At 72.8% G+C, this 14514-nt stretch carries 14 protein-coding genes; 12 read left to right on the forward strand and 2 right to left on the reverse strand.

Annotated features, from left to right (window positions below; genetic code table 11):
* Positions 1–119: 119 nt before the first annotated feature.
* Positions 120–1211 carry a ribosome small subunit-dependent GTPase A gene (gene rsgA, locus ACWD4A_RS32980; protein WP_451199737.1) on the reverse strand — a complete coding sequence of 364 codons (1092 nt, stop codon included), beginning with the start codon at positions 1209–1211 and terminating at the stop codon, positions 120–122.
* 177 nt (positions 1212–1388) lie between these two features.
* A complete protein-coding gene (locus ACWD4A_RS32985; protein ID WP_451199739.1) occupies positions 1389–2597 on the reverse strand; it encodes a YihY/virulence factor BrkB family protein in 1209 nt (402 codons plus the stop codon).
* A 250-nt stretch (positions 2598–2847) separates the two neighbouring features.
* On the opposite strand from ACWD4A_RS32985, the gene ACWD4A_RS32990 reads away from it, so the two are divergent.
* From ACWD4A_RS32990 to ACWD4A_RS33045, 12 genes are all read left to right on the forward strand, one after another.
* The gene (locus tag ACWD4A_RS32990; protein WP_451199740.1) at positions 2848–4116 is read left to right on the forward strand and encodes a GAF domain-containing protein; all 1269 of its coding nucleotides are present in this window, start codon (positions 2848–2850) and stop codon (positions 4114–4116) included.
* A 13-nt stretch (positions 4117–4129) separates the two neighbouring features.
* On the forward strand, positions 4130–4726 hold the full coding sequence (locus tag ACWD4A_RS32995; RefSeq protein ID WP_451199742.1) for a GNAT family N-acetyltransferase: 597 nt from the start codon (positions 4130–4132) through the stop codon (positions 4724–4726).
* Positions 4727–5340: 614 nt separating this feature from the next.
* Positions 5341–7038, forward strand: a complete 1698-nt coding sequence (locus tag ACWD4A_RS33000; RefSeq protein WP_451199744.1) for a nitrite/sulfite reductase — start codon at positions 5341–5343, stop codon at positions 7036–7038.
* Entirely contained in the window at positions 7035–7220 is a 186-nt protein-coding gene (locus tag ACWD4A_RS33005) for a hypothetical protein (protein WP_451199747.1), read from the forward strand. The genes ACWD4A_RS33000 and ACWD4A_RS33005 overlap by 4 nt, the downstream gene beginning before the upstream one ends.
* Positions 7217–7909 carry a phosphoadenylyl-sulfate reductase gene (locus ACWD4A_RS33010; RefSeq protein ID WP_451199749.1) on the forward strand — a complete coding sequence of 231 codons (693 nt, stop codon included), beginning with the start codon at positions 7217–7219 and terminating at the stop codon, positions 7907–7909. The genes ACWD4A_RS33005 and ACWD4A_RS33010 overlap by 4 nt, the downstream gene beginning before the upstream one ends.
* Positions 7910–7929: 20 nt before the next feature.
* A complete protein-coding gene (gene cysC / locus ACWD4A_RS33015; RefSeq protein ID WP_451199751.1) occupies positions 7930–8463 on the forward strand; it encodes an adenylyl-sulfate kinase in 534 nt (177 codons plus the stop codon).
* Positions 8460–9371, forward strand: a complete 912-nt coding sequence (gene cysD / locus ACWD4A_RS33020; protein WP_451199753.1) for a sulfate adenylyltransferase subunit CysD — start codon at positions 8460–8462, stop codon at positions 9369–9371. Before cysC ends, cysD begins: the two co-directional genes overlap by 4 nt.
* A 2-nt stretch (positions 9372–9373) precedes the next feature.
* The gene (locus tag ACWD4A_RS33025; RefSeq protein ID WP_451199756.1) at positions 9374–10705 is read left to right on the forward strand and encodes a sulfate adenylyltransferase subunit 1; all 1332 of its coding nucleotides are present in this window, start codon (positions 9374–9376) and stop codon (positions 10703–10705) included.
* Between the two features lie 96 nt (positions 10706–10801).
* Positions 10802–11917, forward strand: a complete 1116-nt coding sequence (locus ACWD4A_RS33030; protein WP_451199758.1) for an aliphatic sulfonate ABC transporter substrate-binding protein — start codon at positions 10802–10804, stop codon at positions 11915–11917.
* A gap of 53 nt (positions 11918–11970) precedes the next feature.
* Entirely contained in the window at positions 11971–12777 is an 807-nt protein-coding gene (locus ACWD4A_RS33035) for an ABC transporter ATP-binding protein (protein WP_451199761.1), read from the forward strand.
* On the forward strand, positions 12761–13657 hold the full coding sequence (locus ACWD4A_RS33040; RefSeq protein WP_451199763.1) for an ABC transporter permease: 897 nt from the start codon (positions 12761–12763) through the stop codon (positions 13655–13657). Before ACWD4A_RS33035 ends, ACWD4A_RS33040 begins: the two co-directional genes overlap by 17 nt.
* Before the next feature lie 10 nt (positions 13658–13667).
* The gene (locus ACWD4A_RS33045; protein ID WP_451199765.1) at positions 13668–14414 is read left to right on the forward strand and encodes a sirohydrochlorin chelatase; all 747 of its coding nucleotides are present in this window, start codon (positions 13668–13670) and stop codon (positions 14412–14414) included.
* The last annotated feature ends 100 nt before the right edge of the window (positions 14415–14514 follow it).

Here is a 14514-nt window from a genome sequence, read left to right on the forward strand (position 1 = left end):
GCAAATCCAGCCCGTCCGGCGTTTGAGGACGCGGCCGCAGGCCGCCCCCGCCGCAGGCGGCGAACCGGCCCGCAGCCGGGCCCGGGGGCGCGCCCCGGACCCCGGTGGACCCGCCGCGGTCAGCGGCCCCGTTTGCGGGCCCCCATCTCGCGGCCCTCGGCCGTCCTCCGCTTCCAGTCCTTGCGGATCTCCGCCCGGAGCCGCGCGTCGGTGCGCGCCGCGAGGTACTGGTTCTCGCGGAGCAGCTTGCGGTAGCTGTCGAGGCGCCGGTGCGGCAGTTCGCCCGAGTCGAGGGCGGCGAGCACCGCGCAGCCCGGCTCGGTCTCGTGGCCGCAGTCGTGGAAGCGGCAGCGGGACGCGAGGGCGTCGATCTCGGGGAAGGTCTGTGCGACGCCGTCCTCCGCGTCCCACAGGCCCACCCCGCGCAGGCCGGGGGTGTCGATGAGGACGCCTCCGGTCGGCAGCGGCAGGAGGTTGCGGGTCGTGGTGGTGTGGCGGCCCTTGCCGTCGCTGTCCCGGGTGGCGTGGACGTCCTGGGCGTCCTCGCCGACGAGGAGGTTGGCCAGCGTGGACTTGCCGACGCCGGACTGCCCCAGGAACACGGTCGTGCCCTCGGCGAGCGTCGCGGAGAGGGCGTCGACGCCCTCTCCGGTCGCCGAGCTGACGGCCAGGACCCGGGCGCCCGGCGCCACCGTCTCCGTGTCGGCGACGAGGTGGGCGAGAACCACCGGGTCGGTGATCAGATCGGCCTTGGTGAGGACGACCAGGGGCGCGGCGCCGCTCTCCCAGGCGAGGGCGAGGAACCGCTCGACCCTGCCGAGGTCGAGCTCGACGGCCAGGGAGACGGCGATCACGGCGTGGTCGACGTTGGCGGCGAGGATCTGGCCCTCGGACCGTTTGGAGGAGGTGGCCCGGACGAAGGCCGTGCGGCGTGGCAGCAGCGCCCGTACGAACCCCTGGGCGAGGTCGACGGCCGCCCAGTCGCCGGTGCACATGATGCGCAGGGGGTCGCCCGTGGTGACGAGCGCCGTGTCGGCCTGCACGGTGCGTACGCCGTCGCCGTCGGGGACGACGAGGTCGCAGCGGCCGCGGTCGACGCGGACGATCCGGCCGGGCGTCAGGCCCTGGGCGGCGTGGGGGGTGAAGCTGTCAGCGAAGCCCTCGTCCCAGCCGTAGCGGGTGAGGGGGTGCGGAGCGGTGAGCTCGGACAAGACGATGGTCCTTCAGGAGGGAGTCGTGGTGAACCTGCTTCCGTGTGCGGGCAGCGCCCGTCGCCGTGACAGTCATCGGTCCTCACCTCCTGATTCCGCACGTTGTGTGCGGAGCGATCGTATGTACCCCCGAGTGCGGCTCGCCAATGGTTTTTCCCGGGCCCGCGGACCCGGCGGTCACTCCCGCCCGTTGGGCTTCGCGTGCTTGCCGGGGGAGTCGGGTTTTGCATGCTTCGGGCGGTGTTCCGGGCGCTGGATGCGGGAGCGGACATCCTCCGGGGGGAGGAACTGGGCCCAGCGCTCGGGGAATTCCGAGGGCGGCTCGCGGTCCTGGCCGGCCGCGCCCTCGTCCGCCGGTTCCTCGTCGAGGTCCTCCTCCAGGGCCGCCTCGAAGGCGCGGGCGGACCGTTCGGCCGCCTCGCGGGCCGCCGCGGCCGCGCGTTGCCGGTCGACCTCCGCGCGGGCGCCCGCCGTGGCGACGGACGGCCAGACCCGGTCTATCGCGGCGTTCACCGCGGCGCCGACGAGGACCGCGAAGGCGGAGACGCCGATCCACAGCAGCACGGCCACGGGCGCGGCCAGCGAGCCGTAGATGGTGAGGCCCTCCACGGTGTGGGTGAGATAGATGCGCAGCAGGAGGCTCCCGACCACCCACATGGTGAGGGCGACGAGCGCGCCCGGGATGTCCTCCTCCCACGGCGACCGCACCGGTACGGACACGTGGTAGAGCGTGGTGAGGAAGGCGACGGAGAGCAGGATCACCGTGGGCCAGTAAAGGAAGCGGACGGCGTCCGCGCTCCACGGCACGACGTTCACCACCGCGTCGGGCCCGGCCACCATCAGCGGCAGGACCACCGCCCCGATGAGGAGGGCGACGACGTAGAGGACGAAGGCGAGCAGCCGGGTCCGCACGATGCCGCGCTTGCCCTCCAGCCCGTACATGATGGTGATCGTCTCGACGAAGACGTTGACGGCCCGGGAACCGGACCACAGGGCGACGGCGAAGCCCAGCGAGATGACGTCGGGGCGGCCCTTGGTGACGTCCGTGAGCAGCGGTTTGGCGATCTCGTTGACGCCCTTGTCGCTGAGCACGGTCGCCGATGCCTTGAGGATGTGGTCCTGGATGGAGCCGATGGTGTTGGTGCCGGTCCAGTCGTCCAGGTAGCCGAGAAGCCCGAGGAGCCCGAGCAGCAGGGGTGGCAGGGACAGCAGGGTGAAGAAGGCCGCTTCGGCGGCCAGGCCGGTGACGCGGTACTCGACACAGGAGTTGACGGTGTCCTTGAGGAGCAGCCACGCCATCTTGCGTTTCGAGACATTTCGATACAGGACCCTCGCCCTGTGGAGGCGGCCGCCCCACCGCCCCGATCGTTCATTTGCTGCCTGCACCCCCTAACCGTATCGGCCCTGGCAGGCTCGGCTCGCACGGTGGCCGGGCGGTGCTCGGGCGGGGCCGCGGGGGGTACGGGGAAGGGACGTGGAGGGCCGGGCGGAGGGTGATGCTGCGCCGACTCGGCACCACCCTCCGGCCGCTCACCGAAAGCTTCCGCCCGTACGGACCCCGGCCGCAACGGTTGCATGCAGTTGCAATACGCCGGATGCCCCCACGCGGGGGTCCGTACGGCGGCACCATGGGCACGTGAACCGGGGAACGATCGACGCGCGCCTGCTCCGGGCCGTCCACGAGGCCTGCCTCGGTGACGGCGAACCGCCCGTGCCGCCCCGCCCGGTGATCGGGCAGTCCTGGCGACGGGTGCGGCTGCACGGCCTCGACCCGGACCACGGCCGCCCGGTTCCGCCCCCGCTGCCGGTCGAGGAGGTCGAGCACCGGCGGCACGCCTCGCGGCTGGGCGGGCTGCTGCCGCAGTTCCGCGAGGGGCTGGGCGGCTTCGTGGACACGGAACGGCAGCTGATGGTCGTCGCGGACGACGAGGGCCGGGTGCTGTGGCGGGAGGGCAGCCGGGCGGCGATCCGCAGCGCCGACCGGCTGGAGTTCCTGGTGGGCGCCGCGTGGACCGAGGAGACGGTGGGCACCAACGGCATCGGCACGGCCCTGGTGGAGCGCCGCCCGGTGCAGGTGCACTCGGCGGAGCACTTCGTACGGACCCACCACGCCTGGACGTGCGCGGCGGCGCCCCTGCACGACCCGCGCGACGGGCGGCTGCTGGGCGTGGTGAACGTCAGCGGTCCCGCGCCCGTGTTCAACCCGGCGACGCTGCCCCTGGTGACCGCCGTCGCCAAGGTGGCAGAGGGGGAACTGCGCGCCCGGCACTGGGAGTCCGTGGAGCGGCTGCGGGCGGTGGCCGCGCCGATGCTGTCACGCGTCGGCGGCCGGGCGCTGGCCGTCGACCGGGAGGGCTGGATCGCCGCGGTGACCGGCACGGTGCCCGTCGGCCGGGTGTCGCTGCCGAAGGCCGTGCAGGCGGGGCTGGTGTGGCTGCCGTCGCTCGGGCTGTGCTCGCTCGAACCCCTGCCGGACGGCTGGCTGGTGCGGCTGGAGGAGGTGCCGCGCGAGGCGGCGCCCCACCGGGTGGCGCTGGATCTGCGGCGGGCCCGCGGCTGGACGGTGACGGTCTCCGGCGCCGCGGGCGAGTGGGCGCAGGAGCTGAGCCCCCGCCACGCGGAGCTGCTGTACGTCCTGGCCCTGTACCCGGTGGGGCGGTCGGCGGCGGAGCTGGCGGCCGACCTGTTCGACGACCCGTCGCGCACGGTGACGGTACGGGCGGAGATGTCGCGGATGCGGCGCACCCTGGGCGGGGTGCTCGACCACCGCCCGTACCGTTTCGCCGACGGCATCGACGTCCGGCTGCTGCTCCCGGACGACGCGCGCGAGTTACTGCCGGGCTCGGCGGCCCCGGCCGTGGTGGCGGCGCGCCGGGCCGGCACGGGGTCGCCGGGAGGCGCGTGATTGGGTGGGTGGCATGAGCAACGACACCGTCGCCGTGACCACCTGGTCCCTGGAGCAGACCGCGTCGGCCGACCTGGTCCCCACGCCCGGCCCCGAGGCCTCGTCCGGTGTCCGGATCGTCCGGTCCGAAGTGCCCTCGCCCGAGTTCAGCCGTTTCCTCTACACGGCCGTCGGTGGCGACAACACCTGGACGGACAGGCTGGGCTGGACGCACGAGCAGTGGCGGACGTTCCTGGAGCGGCCCGGGGTGGAGACGTGGGTGGCGTACGTCCACGGCACCCCGGCCGGTTACATCGAGCTGGACGCGCAGGGCGAGGGCACGGTCGAGATCAGCTACTTCGGGCTGCTGGCGGCCTTCCGGGGACGCCGGATCGGCGGCCATCTGCTGGCGTACGGGACAGCGCGGGCGTGGGACCTCGCCGAGCGGTGGTCCGGGCTGGCGCCGACGAAGCGGGTGTGGGTGCATACGTGCTCCCTGGACGGGCCTTTCGCGCTGGCCAATTACGAGCGGCGGGGGTTCCGGGTCTTCGACACCGCGGTCGCGGACGAGCCGCTCGCTGTCTCCCCGGGGCCGTGGCCGGGGGCGTTCGGCTCCGCCGGGGGCGCCTGATCCGCTGCGGGCCGTCTTTTCTTCTTCCCCAGCCCCGCCCCTTCCCGAACTGGGGGAGACCCCCAGACCCCCGACCGCGCTCCGCGCGGTGTCCTCAAACGCCGGACGGGCTGATTTGCGGACCGTGGCTCTTTGACCTACGGCCCACAGACTTGCGGCCCGCAGGCTGCGGACTACGCCGGCAAAATCAGCCCGTCCGGCGTTTGAGGACGCGGCCGCAGGCCGCCCCCGCCGCAGGCGGCAACAGGCCCGCAGGCGGCACGCCATCCCGCATCGCAATACAAATACGTCCGCCATGCGGACAACGGTGGACTGCTCCGAGAGCGCCATGCCACCCTTCCGTCATGTCTCGCGCCGGAGTTGCCTTGGTGAGTCGACGCCACGTCGACCTGGGCCGCATGTCCAGCGCCATCTGTCCGGCGGGCTGACCGGCTCAGCACCGCCTCGGCACCGCCTCCGCAGCACCGTTCCTCCCCTTTCCCCCCGCCCGCGCCGCTCGCTCGGCGCCCCGGGGTCATTTCGCCATACGCGCAGGTCAGCGCGGCCCGACAGTGTCGTCGGGCCGTTGTGCCGCCGTTCGCGCCCCGAGCGCCACCCCAGAAGGACAGATCGCCATGGCTGCCACCTCGGAACCACCGGCCGCTGCCACGTCCCGCCGCAAGGCCGGCCGCCACCGCGGCGAGGGCCAGTGGGCCGTCGGCCACTTCACCCCGCTCAACGCCAATGAGCAGTTCAAGAAGGACGACGACGGTCTCAATGTGCGGACACGCATCGAGACGATTTACGCGAAAGCGGGCTTCGACTCGATCGACCCCAGCGATCTGCGCGGGCGGATGCGCTGGTGGGGGCTGTACACCCAGCGCAAGCCCGGGATCGACGGTGGAAAGACCGCGGTCCTGGCGCCGGAGGAGCTGGACGACAAGTACTTCATGATGCGGGTGCGGATCGACGGCGGGCGGCTCACCGTCGCCCAACTGCGCGCCATCGGCGAGGTGTCCGAGCAGTACGCGCGCGGCACCGCCGACATCACCGACCGGCAGAACATCCAGCTGCACTGGGTCCGTATCGAGGACGTGCCGGCCATCTGGGAGAAGCTGGAGGCCGTCGGCCTGTCCACCACCGAGGCGTGCGGGGACTGCCCCCGCGTGATCATCGGCTCGCCCGTCGCGGGCATAGCCGCGGACGAGATCGTCGACGGCACGCCCGCGGTGGACGAGATCCACGACCGCTACATCGGCAGCAAGGAATTCTCCAACCTGCCGCGGAAGTTCAAGACCGCGGTGTCCGGCTCGCCCGTCCAGGACGTCGTGCACGAGATCAACGACATCGCCTTCGTCGGCGTGGAGCACCCCGAGCACGGGCCGGGCTTCGACGTATGGGTCGGCGGCGGGCTGTCCACCAACCCGCGGCTGGCCGAACGGCTCGGTGCCTGGGTGCCCGTGAACGAGGTCGCGGACGTGTGGGCCGGGGTCGTCGGCATCTTCCGCGACTACGGCTACCGCAGGCTGCGCACCCGCGCCCGGCTCAAGTTCCTGATGGCCGACTGGGGTCCGGAGGAGTTCCGCCGGATCCTGGAGGAGGAGTACCTGGGCCGCGCGCTCCTCGACGGCCCCCCGCCCGGCGAGCCCGTCTCGCGCTGGCGCGACCACGTGGGCGTGCACCCGCAGCGGGACGGCCGGTTCTACGTGGGCTTCGCGCCGCGCGTCGGCCGGGTGGACGGCACCACCCTCGCCAAGATCGCCGAACTGGCGGGCGCGCACGGCAGCGACCGGCTGCGCACCACCGTCGAGCAGAAGATGCTGATCCTCGACGTGACCGCGGACAAGGTGGACTCCCTCGTCGCCGGGCTGGAGGCGCTGGACCTCCAGGTCCGGCCGTCCCCCTTCCGGCGCGGAACGATGGCCTGCACCGGCATCGAGTTCTGCAAGCTCGCCATCGTGGAGACGAAGGCGCGCGGCGCCTCGCTCATCGACGAACTGGAGCGCCGGATGCCGGACTTCGAGGAGCCGGTCACCATCAACGTCAACGGCTGCCCCAACGCCTGCGCCCGCATCCAGACCGCCGACATCGGCCTCAAGGGCCAGCTGGTGCTCGACGCGGACGGCAACCAGGTCGAGGGCTTCCAGGTCCACCTGGGCGGCGCGCTGGGGCTGCGGGCGGGCTTCGGCCGCAAGGTCCGCGGCCTCAAGGTCACCTCCGCCGAACTCCCCGACTACGTCGAGCGCGTCCTCACCCGGTTCGCCGAACAGCGCGCGGACGACGAGCGGTTCGCGACCTGGGTCGCCCGCGCCGCCGAGAAGGACCTGTCATGAGCGAGCGGGCCGCCCCCTTCCACTGCCCCTACTGCGGGGACGAGGACCTGCGCCCCTCCGAGGAGGGCCACGGCGCGTGGGAATGCGGAACGTGCAACCGCGCGTTCCGGCTCTCGTTCCTCGGGCTGCTGGCCAAGGGCCTCACGCCCGGACATCGCGAAGGGGGCGACAGCACGCCATGAGCACCGGAACGGAACTCCGCGAACTCGCCGAACGGGCGGGCCGCGAACTGGAGGACGCCTCGGCGTCCGACATCCTGCGCTGGGCCGCGGACACGTTCGGCGCGCGGTTCTGCGTCACCTCGTCCATGGAGGACGCGGTGGTCGCCCACCTCGCCTCCCGCGTCCGGCCGGGCGTCGACGTCGTCTTCCTCGACACCGGCTACCACTTCCCGGAGACCATCGGCACCCGGGACGCGGTGGCGGCGGTCATGGACGTCAACGTCGTCACGCTGACCCCGGACCGCAGCGTCGCCGAACAGGACGCCGAGCACGGGCCCGCGCTGCACGACCGCGACCCCGACCTGTGCTGCGCGCTGCGGAAGGTAGCCCCGCTGGCGGCCGGTCTGGGCGCCTACGACGCCTGGGCCACCGGGCTGCGCCGCGACGAGTCGCCGACCCGGGCGGACACCCCGGTCGTCGGCTGGGACGAGCGGCGCGGCAAGGTGAAGATCTCGCCGATCGCCCGCTGGACGCAGCAGGACGTGGACCGGTACGTCGCCGAACACGGCGTGCTCACCAACCCGTTGCTGATGGACGGCTACGCCTCCGTCGGCTGCGCGCCCTGCACCCGCAGGGTCGCGGCCGGGGAGGACGCGCGCGGCGGCCGCTGGGCCGGGCGCGCCAAGACGGAGTGCGGGCTGCACGGATGACTCGACACGGGGAGCAAGTGATGAACGGGGCCACGGTCTGGCTCACCGGCCTGCCGAGCGCGGGCAAGACGACGATCGCCCGCGCGCTCGCGGGGCGGCTGCGCGCCGAGGGACACCGGGTGGAGGTGCTGGACGGCGACGAGATACGCGAGTTCCTCTCCGCCGGGCTGGGCTTCTCCCGGGCGGACCGGGACACCAATGTGCGGCGGATCGGTTTCGTCGCCCAACTGCTCGCCGCGCACGGGGTGACGGTCCTGGTGCCCGTCATCGCGCCGTACGCGGATGCGCGGGAGGCCGTCCGCAAGCACCACCGGGAGCGGGACACCGGGTATGTGGAGGTGCACGTGGCGACGCCGGTGGAGGTGTGCTCCGTACGGGACGTCAAGGGCCTGTACGCGAAGCAGGCCGCCGGTGAACTCACCGGGCTGACGGGCGTCGACGACCCGTACGAGGAGCCGGCCGACCCGGACCTCCGCATCCGGGCGCACGAGCAGGGCGTCGAGGAGTCGGCCGCCGCGCTGCACGCGCTGCTGAGCGAGAGGGGACTGATATGAGCGACGACAACCCTTACGCCCTGTCGCACCTGGACGCGCTGGAGTCCGAGGCGGTGCACATCGTCCGCGAGGTGGCGGGCGAGTTCGAGCGGCCGGTGATCCTGTTCTCCGGCGGCAAGGACTCCATCGTGATGCTGCACCTCGCGCTGAAGGCGTTCGCGCCCGCGCCGGTGCCGTTCTCCCTGCTGCACGTGGACACCGGGCACAACTTCCCCGAAGTGCTGGAGTACCGCGACCGGGCCGTGGCCGCGCACGGGCTGCGGCTGCACGTCGCCTCGGTGCAGGAGTTCATCAACGACGGCAGGCTGCGGGAGCGCCCGGACGGCACCCGCAACCCGCTCCAGACGGTCCCGCTGCTGGACGCGATCGAACGGCACCGCTTCGACGCGGTCTTCGGCGGCGGCCGCCGGGACGAGGAGAAGGCGCGCGCCAAGGAGCGCGTGTTCTCCCTGCGCGACGAGTTCGGCGGCTGGGACCCGCGCCGCCAGCGCCCGGAACTGTGGCAGCTCTACAACGGCCGGCACTCCCCCGGCGAGCACGTCCGCGTGTTCCCGCTGTCCAACTGGACCGAGCTGGACGTGTGGCAGTACATCGCCCGCGAGAAGATCGAGCTGCCGGACATCTACTTCGCCCACGAGCGCGAGGTCTTCCGGCGGAACGGCATGTGGCTGGCGGCCGGGGACTGGGGCGGCCCCCGGGGCACGGAACAGCCGGAGAGACGCCTGGTGCGGTACCGCACGGTGGGCGACATGTCCTGCACCGGGGCCGTCGATTCGGACGCCACGTCCATCGAGGCCGTCATCACCGAGATCGCCGCGTCCCGGCTGACCGAACGGGGCGCGACGCGGGCCGACGACAAGCTGTCGGAAGCCGCGATGGAAGACCGTAAGCGCGAGGGGTACTTCTAGCCATGACAGTGATCGATCCCATGACCGACACGGCCATGGCCGCCACCTCGCTGCTGCGGTTCGCGACCGCCGGTTCCGTGGACGACGGCAAGTCCACGCTGGTCGGCCGGCTGCTGCACGACTCCAAGTCCGTGCTGGCCGACCAGCTGGCCGCTGTCGAGGACGCCTCGCTGCGGCGCGGCCAGGAGGCGCCGGACCTGGCGCTGCTGACCGACGGGCTGCGGGCGGAGCGGGAGCAGGGCATCACCATCGACGTGGCGTACCGCTACTTCGCCACCGCGCGGCGGCGGTTCGTCCTGGCGGACACGCCGGGGCACGTGCAGTACACGCGGAACATGGTGACCGGCGCGTCGACGGCCGAGCTGGCCGTGGTCCTGGTCGACGCCCGCAACGGGGTGGTCGAGCAGACCCGCCGGCACGCCGCCGTCGCCGCGCTGCTGCGCGTCCCGCACGTCGTCCTGGCCGTCAACAAGATGGACCTCGTCGACTACGCCGAGCCCGTCTTCGCCGCGATCGCCGCCGAGTTCACGTCCTACGCCGCGTCCCTCGGCGTGCCCGACGTGACCGCGATCCCCGTCTCCGCGCTCGCCGGGGACAACGTCGTGGAGCCGTCCGCGCACATGAGCTGGTACGGCGGCCCGACCGTCCTCGAACACCTGGAGACCGTGCCCGTCGTCGCGGACCCCACCCGCGACCCGGCCCGCTTCCCCGTGCAGTACGTGATCCGGCCGCAGTCCGCCGAGCACCGGGACTTCCGGGGCTACGCGGGCCAGATCGCCTCCGGTGTGCTGCGCGTCGGCGAGCCGGTGACCGTGCTGCCCTCGGGCCGTACGAGCACGATCGCCGGGATCGACGCCCTGGGCCGCGGCGTCGACGTCGCGTGGGCGCCCCAGTCCGTGACCGTCACCCTCGCCGACGACGTCGACGTCTCGCGCGGCGACATCGTCGTGCCCACGGCGGGCGCGCCCGCCGTCACCCGGGACGTCGAGGCCACCGTCTGCCACGTCGCCGACCGGCCCCTCGCGGTCGGCCAGCGCGTCCTCCTCAAGCACACCACCCGTACCGTCAAGGCCGTCGTCAAGGACATCCCCTCCCGGCTCGCCCTCGACGATCTCTCCCAGCACCCCGGGCCGGGGCAACTGGCCGCGAACGACATCGGCCGGGTCGTCCTGCGCACCGCCGAACCGCTCGCGCTGGACGCCTACGCCGACTCCCGGCGCACCGGCTCCTTCCTGCTCGTCGACCCGGCCGACGGCACGACGCTGACCGCCGGGATGGCCGGGGAGGCGTTCGGCGCGGGCCGCGGCGGCATCGGCCGATGTGCCGCCCGATGACCGTGCCCCCACCGCTCCCCCGTACCCGAAGTCCCATTGCACCGCTGCCCGGCGCGCCCTAGACGTACGCCCGGACCGTCGAGAGGAACCGCCCTCGTGCCTGCCGCCGCCCGCCGCCTCGCCGTGGCCGCTGCCGCCGTCCCCCTGCTGATCGGCGCGCTCGGCGCCTGTGGCTACGGCTCGGAGAAGGACTCCGGGAACTCCGCGAGCGCCGACGACAAGAACGCCACGGCCAAGGGCGGGGCGCTCTCCGCCGACACCGTCAGGATCGGCTACTTCCCGAACATCACCCACGCCACGCCGCTGGTCGGCGAGCACGAGGGGATCATCCAGAAGGAGCTCGGCGGCACCAGGCTCCGCTCGACGACCTTCAACGCGGGCCCGTCCGAGATCGAGGCGCTCAACGCGGGCTCCATCGACATCGGCTGGATCGGCCCGTCCCCGGCCGTCAACGGCTATACCAAGTCCAAGGGCAAGAGCCTGCGGATCATCTCCGGTTCGGCCTCCGGCGGGGTCAAGCTGGTCGTCGACCCCAAGAAGATCTCCTCCCTCGACGACGTCAAGGGGAAGCGGATCGCGACGCCGCAGAAGGGCAACACCCAGGACGTCGCCTTCCTCAACTGGATCGCCGAGAAGGGCTGGAAGGTCGATCCGCAGACCGGCAAGGGCGACGTGTCCGTCGTCCGCACGGACAACAAGGTGACCCCGGACGCCTTCAAGTCCGGCTCGGTGGACGGCGCCTGGGTGCCCGAGCCGACGGCCTCGAAGCTGGTCTCCGAGGGCGGCAAGGTGCTGCTGGACGAGGCCACGCTGTGGCCGGACAAGAAATTCGTCATTACCAATGTGATCGTTTCGCAGAAGTTCCTCGACCGGCACCCGGACGTCGTCGAGGCCGTGCTGCGCGGCTCGGTGAAGACGAACGCCTGGATCAAGGCCAACCCGGACAAGGCCAGGGACGCGGCGAACGCGGCGCTCAAGCAGCTCTCCGGCAAGGCGCTGCCCGCGGACGTCATCGACCCGGCCTGGAAGGGCATCGAGGTCACCGACGACCCGCTGGCCGCGACGCTGCGGGCGGAGGCGGACCACGCCGTCAAGGCCGGGCTGCTGGAGAAGCCCGACCTGTCCGGTATCTACGACCTGACCCTGCTCAACAAGGTGCTGGCCGCCCAGGGCGAGCAGGCGGTCGACGCCGCGAAGCTGGGCAAGCAGTAGCGAGTAGCCGTCATGCACGTCACGCACAGCCGCCAGACCCAGGAGGTGGCCGGATGACCCCGGCACTGACTTCTGACCATTCCGGTACGGCCGTCGTCGGGGACGACATACCGGCGGCCGTCCGGATCGATCACGTCCACAAGAGCTTCGGCCGTCCCGGCGCGGCACAGCCCGTGCTGGACGACATCACCCTGGAGGTGCGCCCCGGCGAGTTCGTCTGCCTCCTGGGGGCGTCCGGCTGCGGCAAGTCGACGCTGCTGAACCTGGTGGCCGGTCTCGACCGGCCGACCGCGGGCACCATCGAGGTGCCCGGCGGCCGCCCCGCGCTGATGTTCCAGGAGCACGCGCTGTTCCCGTGGCTGACCGCGGGCCGCAACATCGAACTGGCCCTGCGGCTGCGCGGGTTGCCGAGGGCGGAGCGCCGCCCGGAGGCGGAGCGGCTGCTGGAGCTCGTACGGCTCGGCGACGCGTACGGCAAGCGGGTGCACGAGCTGTCGGGCGGCATGCGGCAGCGGGTCGCGCTCGCCAGGGCGCTCGCGCAGGACAGCAGGCTGCTGCTGATGGACGAGCCGTTCGCCGCGCTCGACGCCATCACCCGGGACGTGCTCCACCACGAGCTGACCCGTATCTGGTCCGAGACGCGGCTGTCGGTGCTGTTCGTCACCCACAACGTCCGTGAGGCCGTGCGGCTCGGCGAGCGGGTGGTGCTGCTGTCGTCCCGGCCCGGCCGGGTGGCGCGCGAGTGGGCCGTCGGCATCCCGCAGCCGCGGCGCATCGAGGACACGGCCGTCGCCGAGCTTTCCGTAGAGATCACCGAAGAACTGCGTGGGGAGATCCGCCGCCATGGCCACGAGCACTGATCCCGCCCCGCCCGCGGGGGCGAACGACCTGGCCGGCCTGGAGGCGGGGCTCGACGCCCTGGACTCGGTACGGGTCGAGCGCACCCCGTTCACCCAGGTCCTGCTGCGGAAGGTGCTGCCGCCCGTCGTCGCGGTGGTGTTCGTGCTCGTGGTCTGGAAGGTCCTGGTCCTCGCGCACGTCACGGCCGACTACAAGCTGCCCGACCCGTCGGCGGTCTGGCGCAGCCTCGGCGAACTGTGGCGGCGGGGAACACTCTTCGACATCATCTGGACCAGCGTCTCCCGCGGCCTGCTCGGCTTCCTCGCCGCGCTCGCGATCGGCACGCCGCTCGGGCTGCTGGTCGCCCGGGTGCGGTTCGTCCGCGCGGCCCTCGGCCCGATCCTGTCCGGGCTGCAGTCGCTGCCGTCGGTGGCCTGGGTGCCCGCGGCGGTGATCTGGCTGGGCATCACGGACTCGGCGATGTACGCGGTGATCCTGCTGGGCGCCGTGCCGTCGATCGCCAACGGGCTGGTCTCCGGCATCGACCAGGTGCCGCCGCTGTATCTGCGCGCGGGCCGCACCCTCGGCGCCACCGGGGCCCGCGGAGCGTGGCACATCCTGCTGCCCGCCGCGCTGCCCGGCTACATCGCCGGGCTCAAGCAGGGCTGGGCGTTCTCCTGGCGCTCGCTGATGGCCGCCGAACTCATCGCCTCCTCGCCGGACCTGGGGCTCGGCCTCGGGCAGTACCTGGAGAACGCCCGCACCGACTCCGACATGCCGGGCGTACTGCTCGGCATCATCCTGATCCTGTTCGTCGGCATCGCGATCGACCTGATCGTCTTCAGCCCGCTGGAGCGACGGGTGCTGCGCAGCCGCGGCCTGGCCCCGACGGGCCGGTAGGGCCGGGGCCATGGTCCTGCTCCTCGTGGCCCACGGCAGCCGCGATCCCCGGCACGCGGCGACGGTCACCGCGCTCCGGGACCGGCTGGCCGCGGCCCGCCCGGCGCTTCGGGTCGAGGTGGGCTACCTGGACTTCTGCGTGCCGAGCGTGCCGCGGGTGCTGGAACGGCTCGCCTCGGAGGGCGTACGGGAGGTGATCGCGCTCCCCCTGCTGCTGACGCACGCCTTCCACGCCCGGACCGACATCCCTGCGGTCCTCCACGAAGCCGCGTCCCGCCTACCGCAGTTGACGTTGCGTCAGGCCGCGGTGCTCGGCCCGGCACCGCAACTGACGGCGGCGCTGGAACGGCGGCTGTACGAGGCGGGGGTGCGCGACCGGGCGTCCACCGGGGTGGTGCTGGCCGCGGCGGGCTCGTCCGACCCCCGGGCGACGGCCGTGATCGAGGGCGTCGCCCGGGAGTGGGAGCGCGCGGCGGGCTGGTTCGCGGTACGGCCCGCGTACGCGTCGGCCGCCCCGCCCGGCGTGGACGAGGCGGTACGCGCGCTGCGCGCTGCGGGCGCCCGGCGGGTGGCCGTCGCCCCGTACGTCATCGCCCCGGGCCGCCTGCCCGACCGGATCGCCTCCGGCGCGGGCTCCGCGGACGCCCTGGCGAACGTCCTGGGAACAGCTCCCGAACTGACCTCCCTGCTCCTGCGCCGCTACGAGGAGGCGGTGGCCCTGACCCTGGCCGGCGAGAAGGCGGGCAGCAGACTGTGAGGGGTCCTGCGCCACGAGATCGGCAGGATCCTGGCCAAGGGCGGGCCCGGGGACGTCCCCGTTCTCGGTACGGGCGCGGGACACGACGCCGGAATCCTCT

Source organism: Streptomyces sp. NPDC002537 (assembly GCF_053594975.1).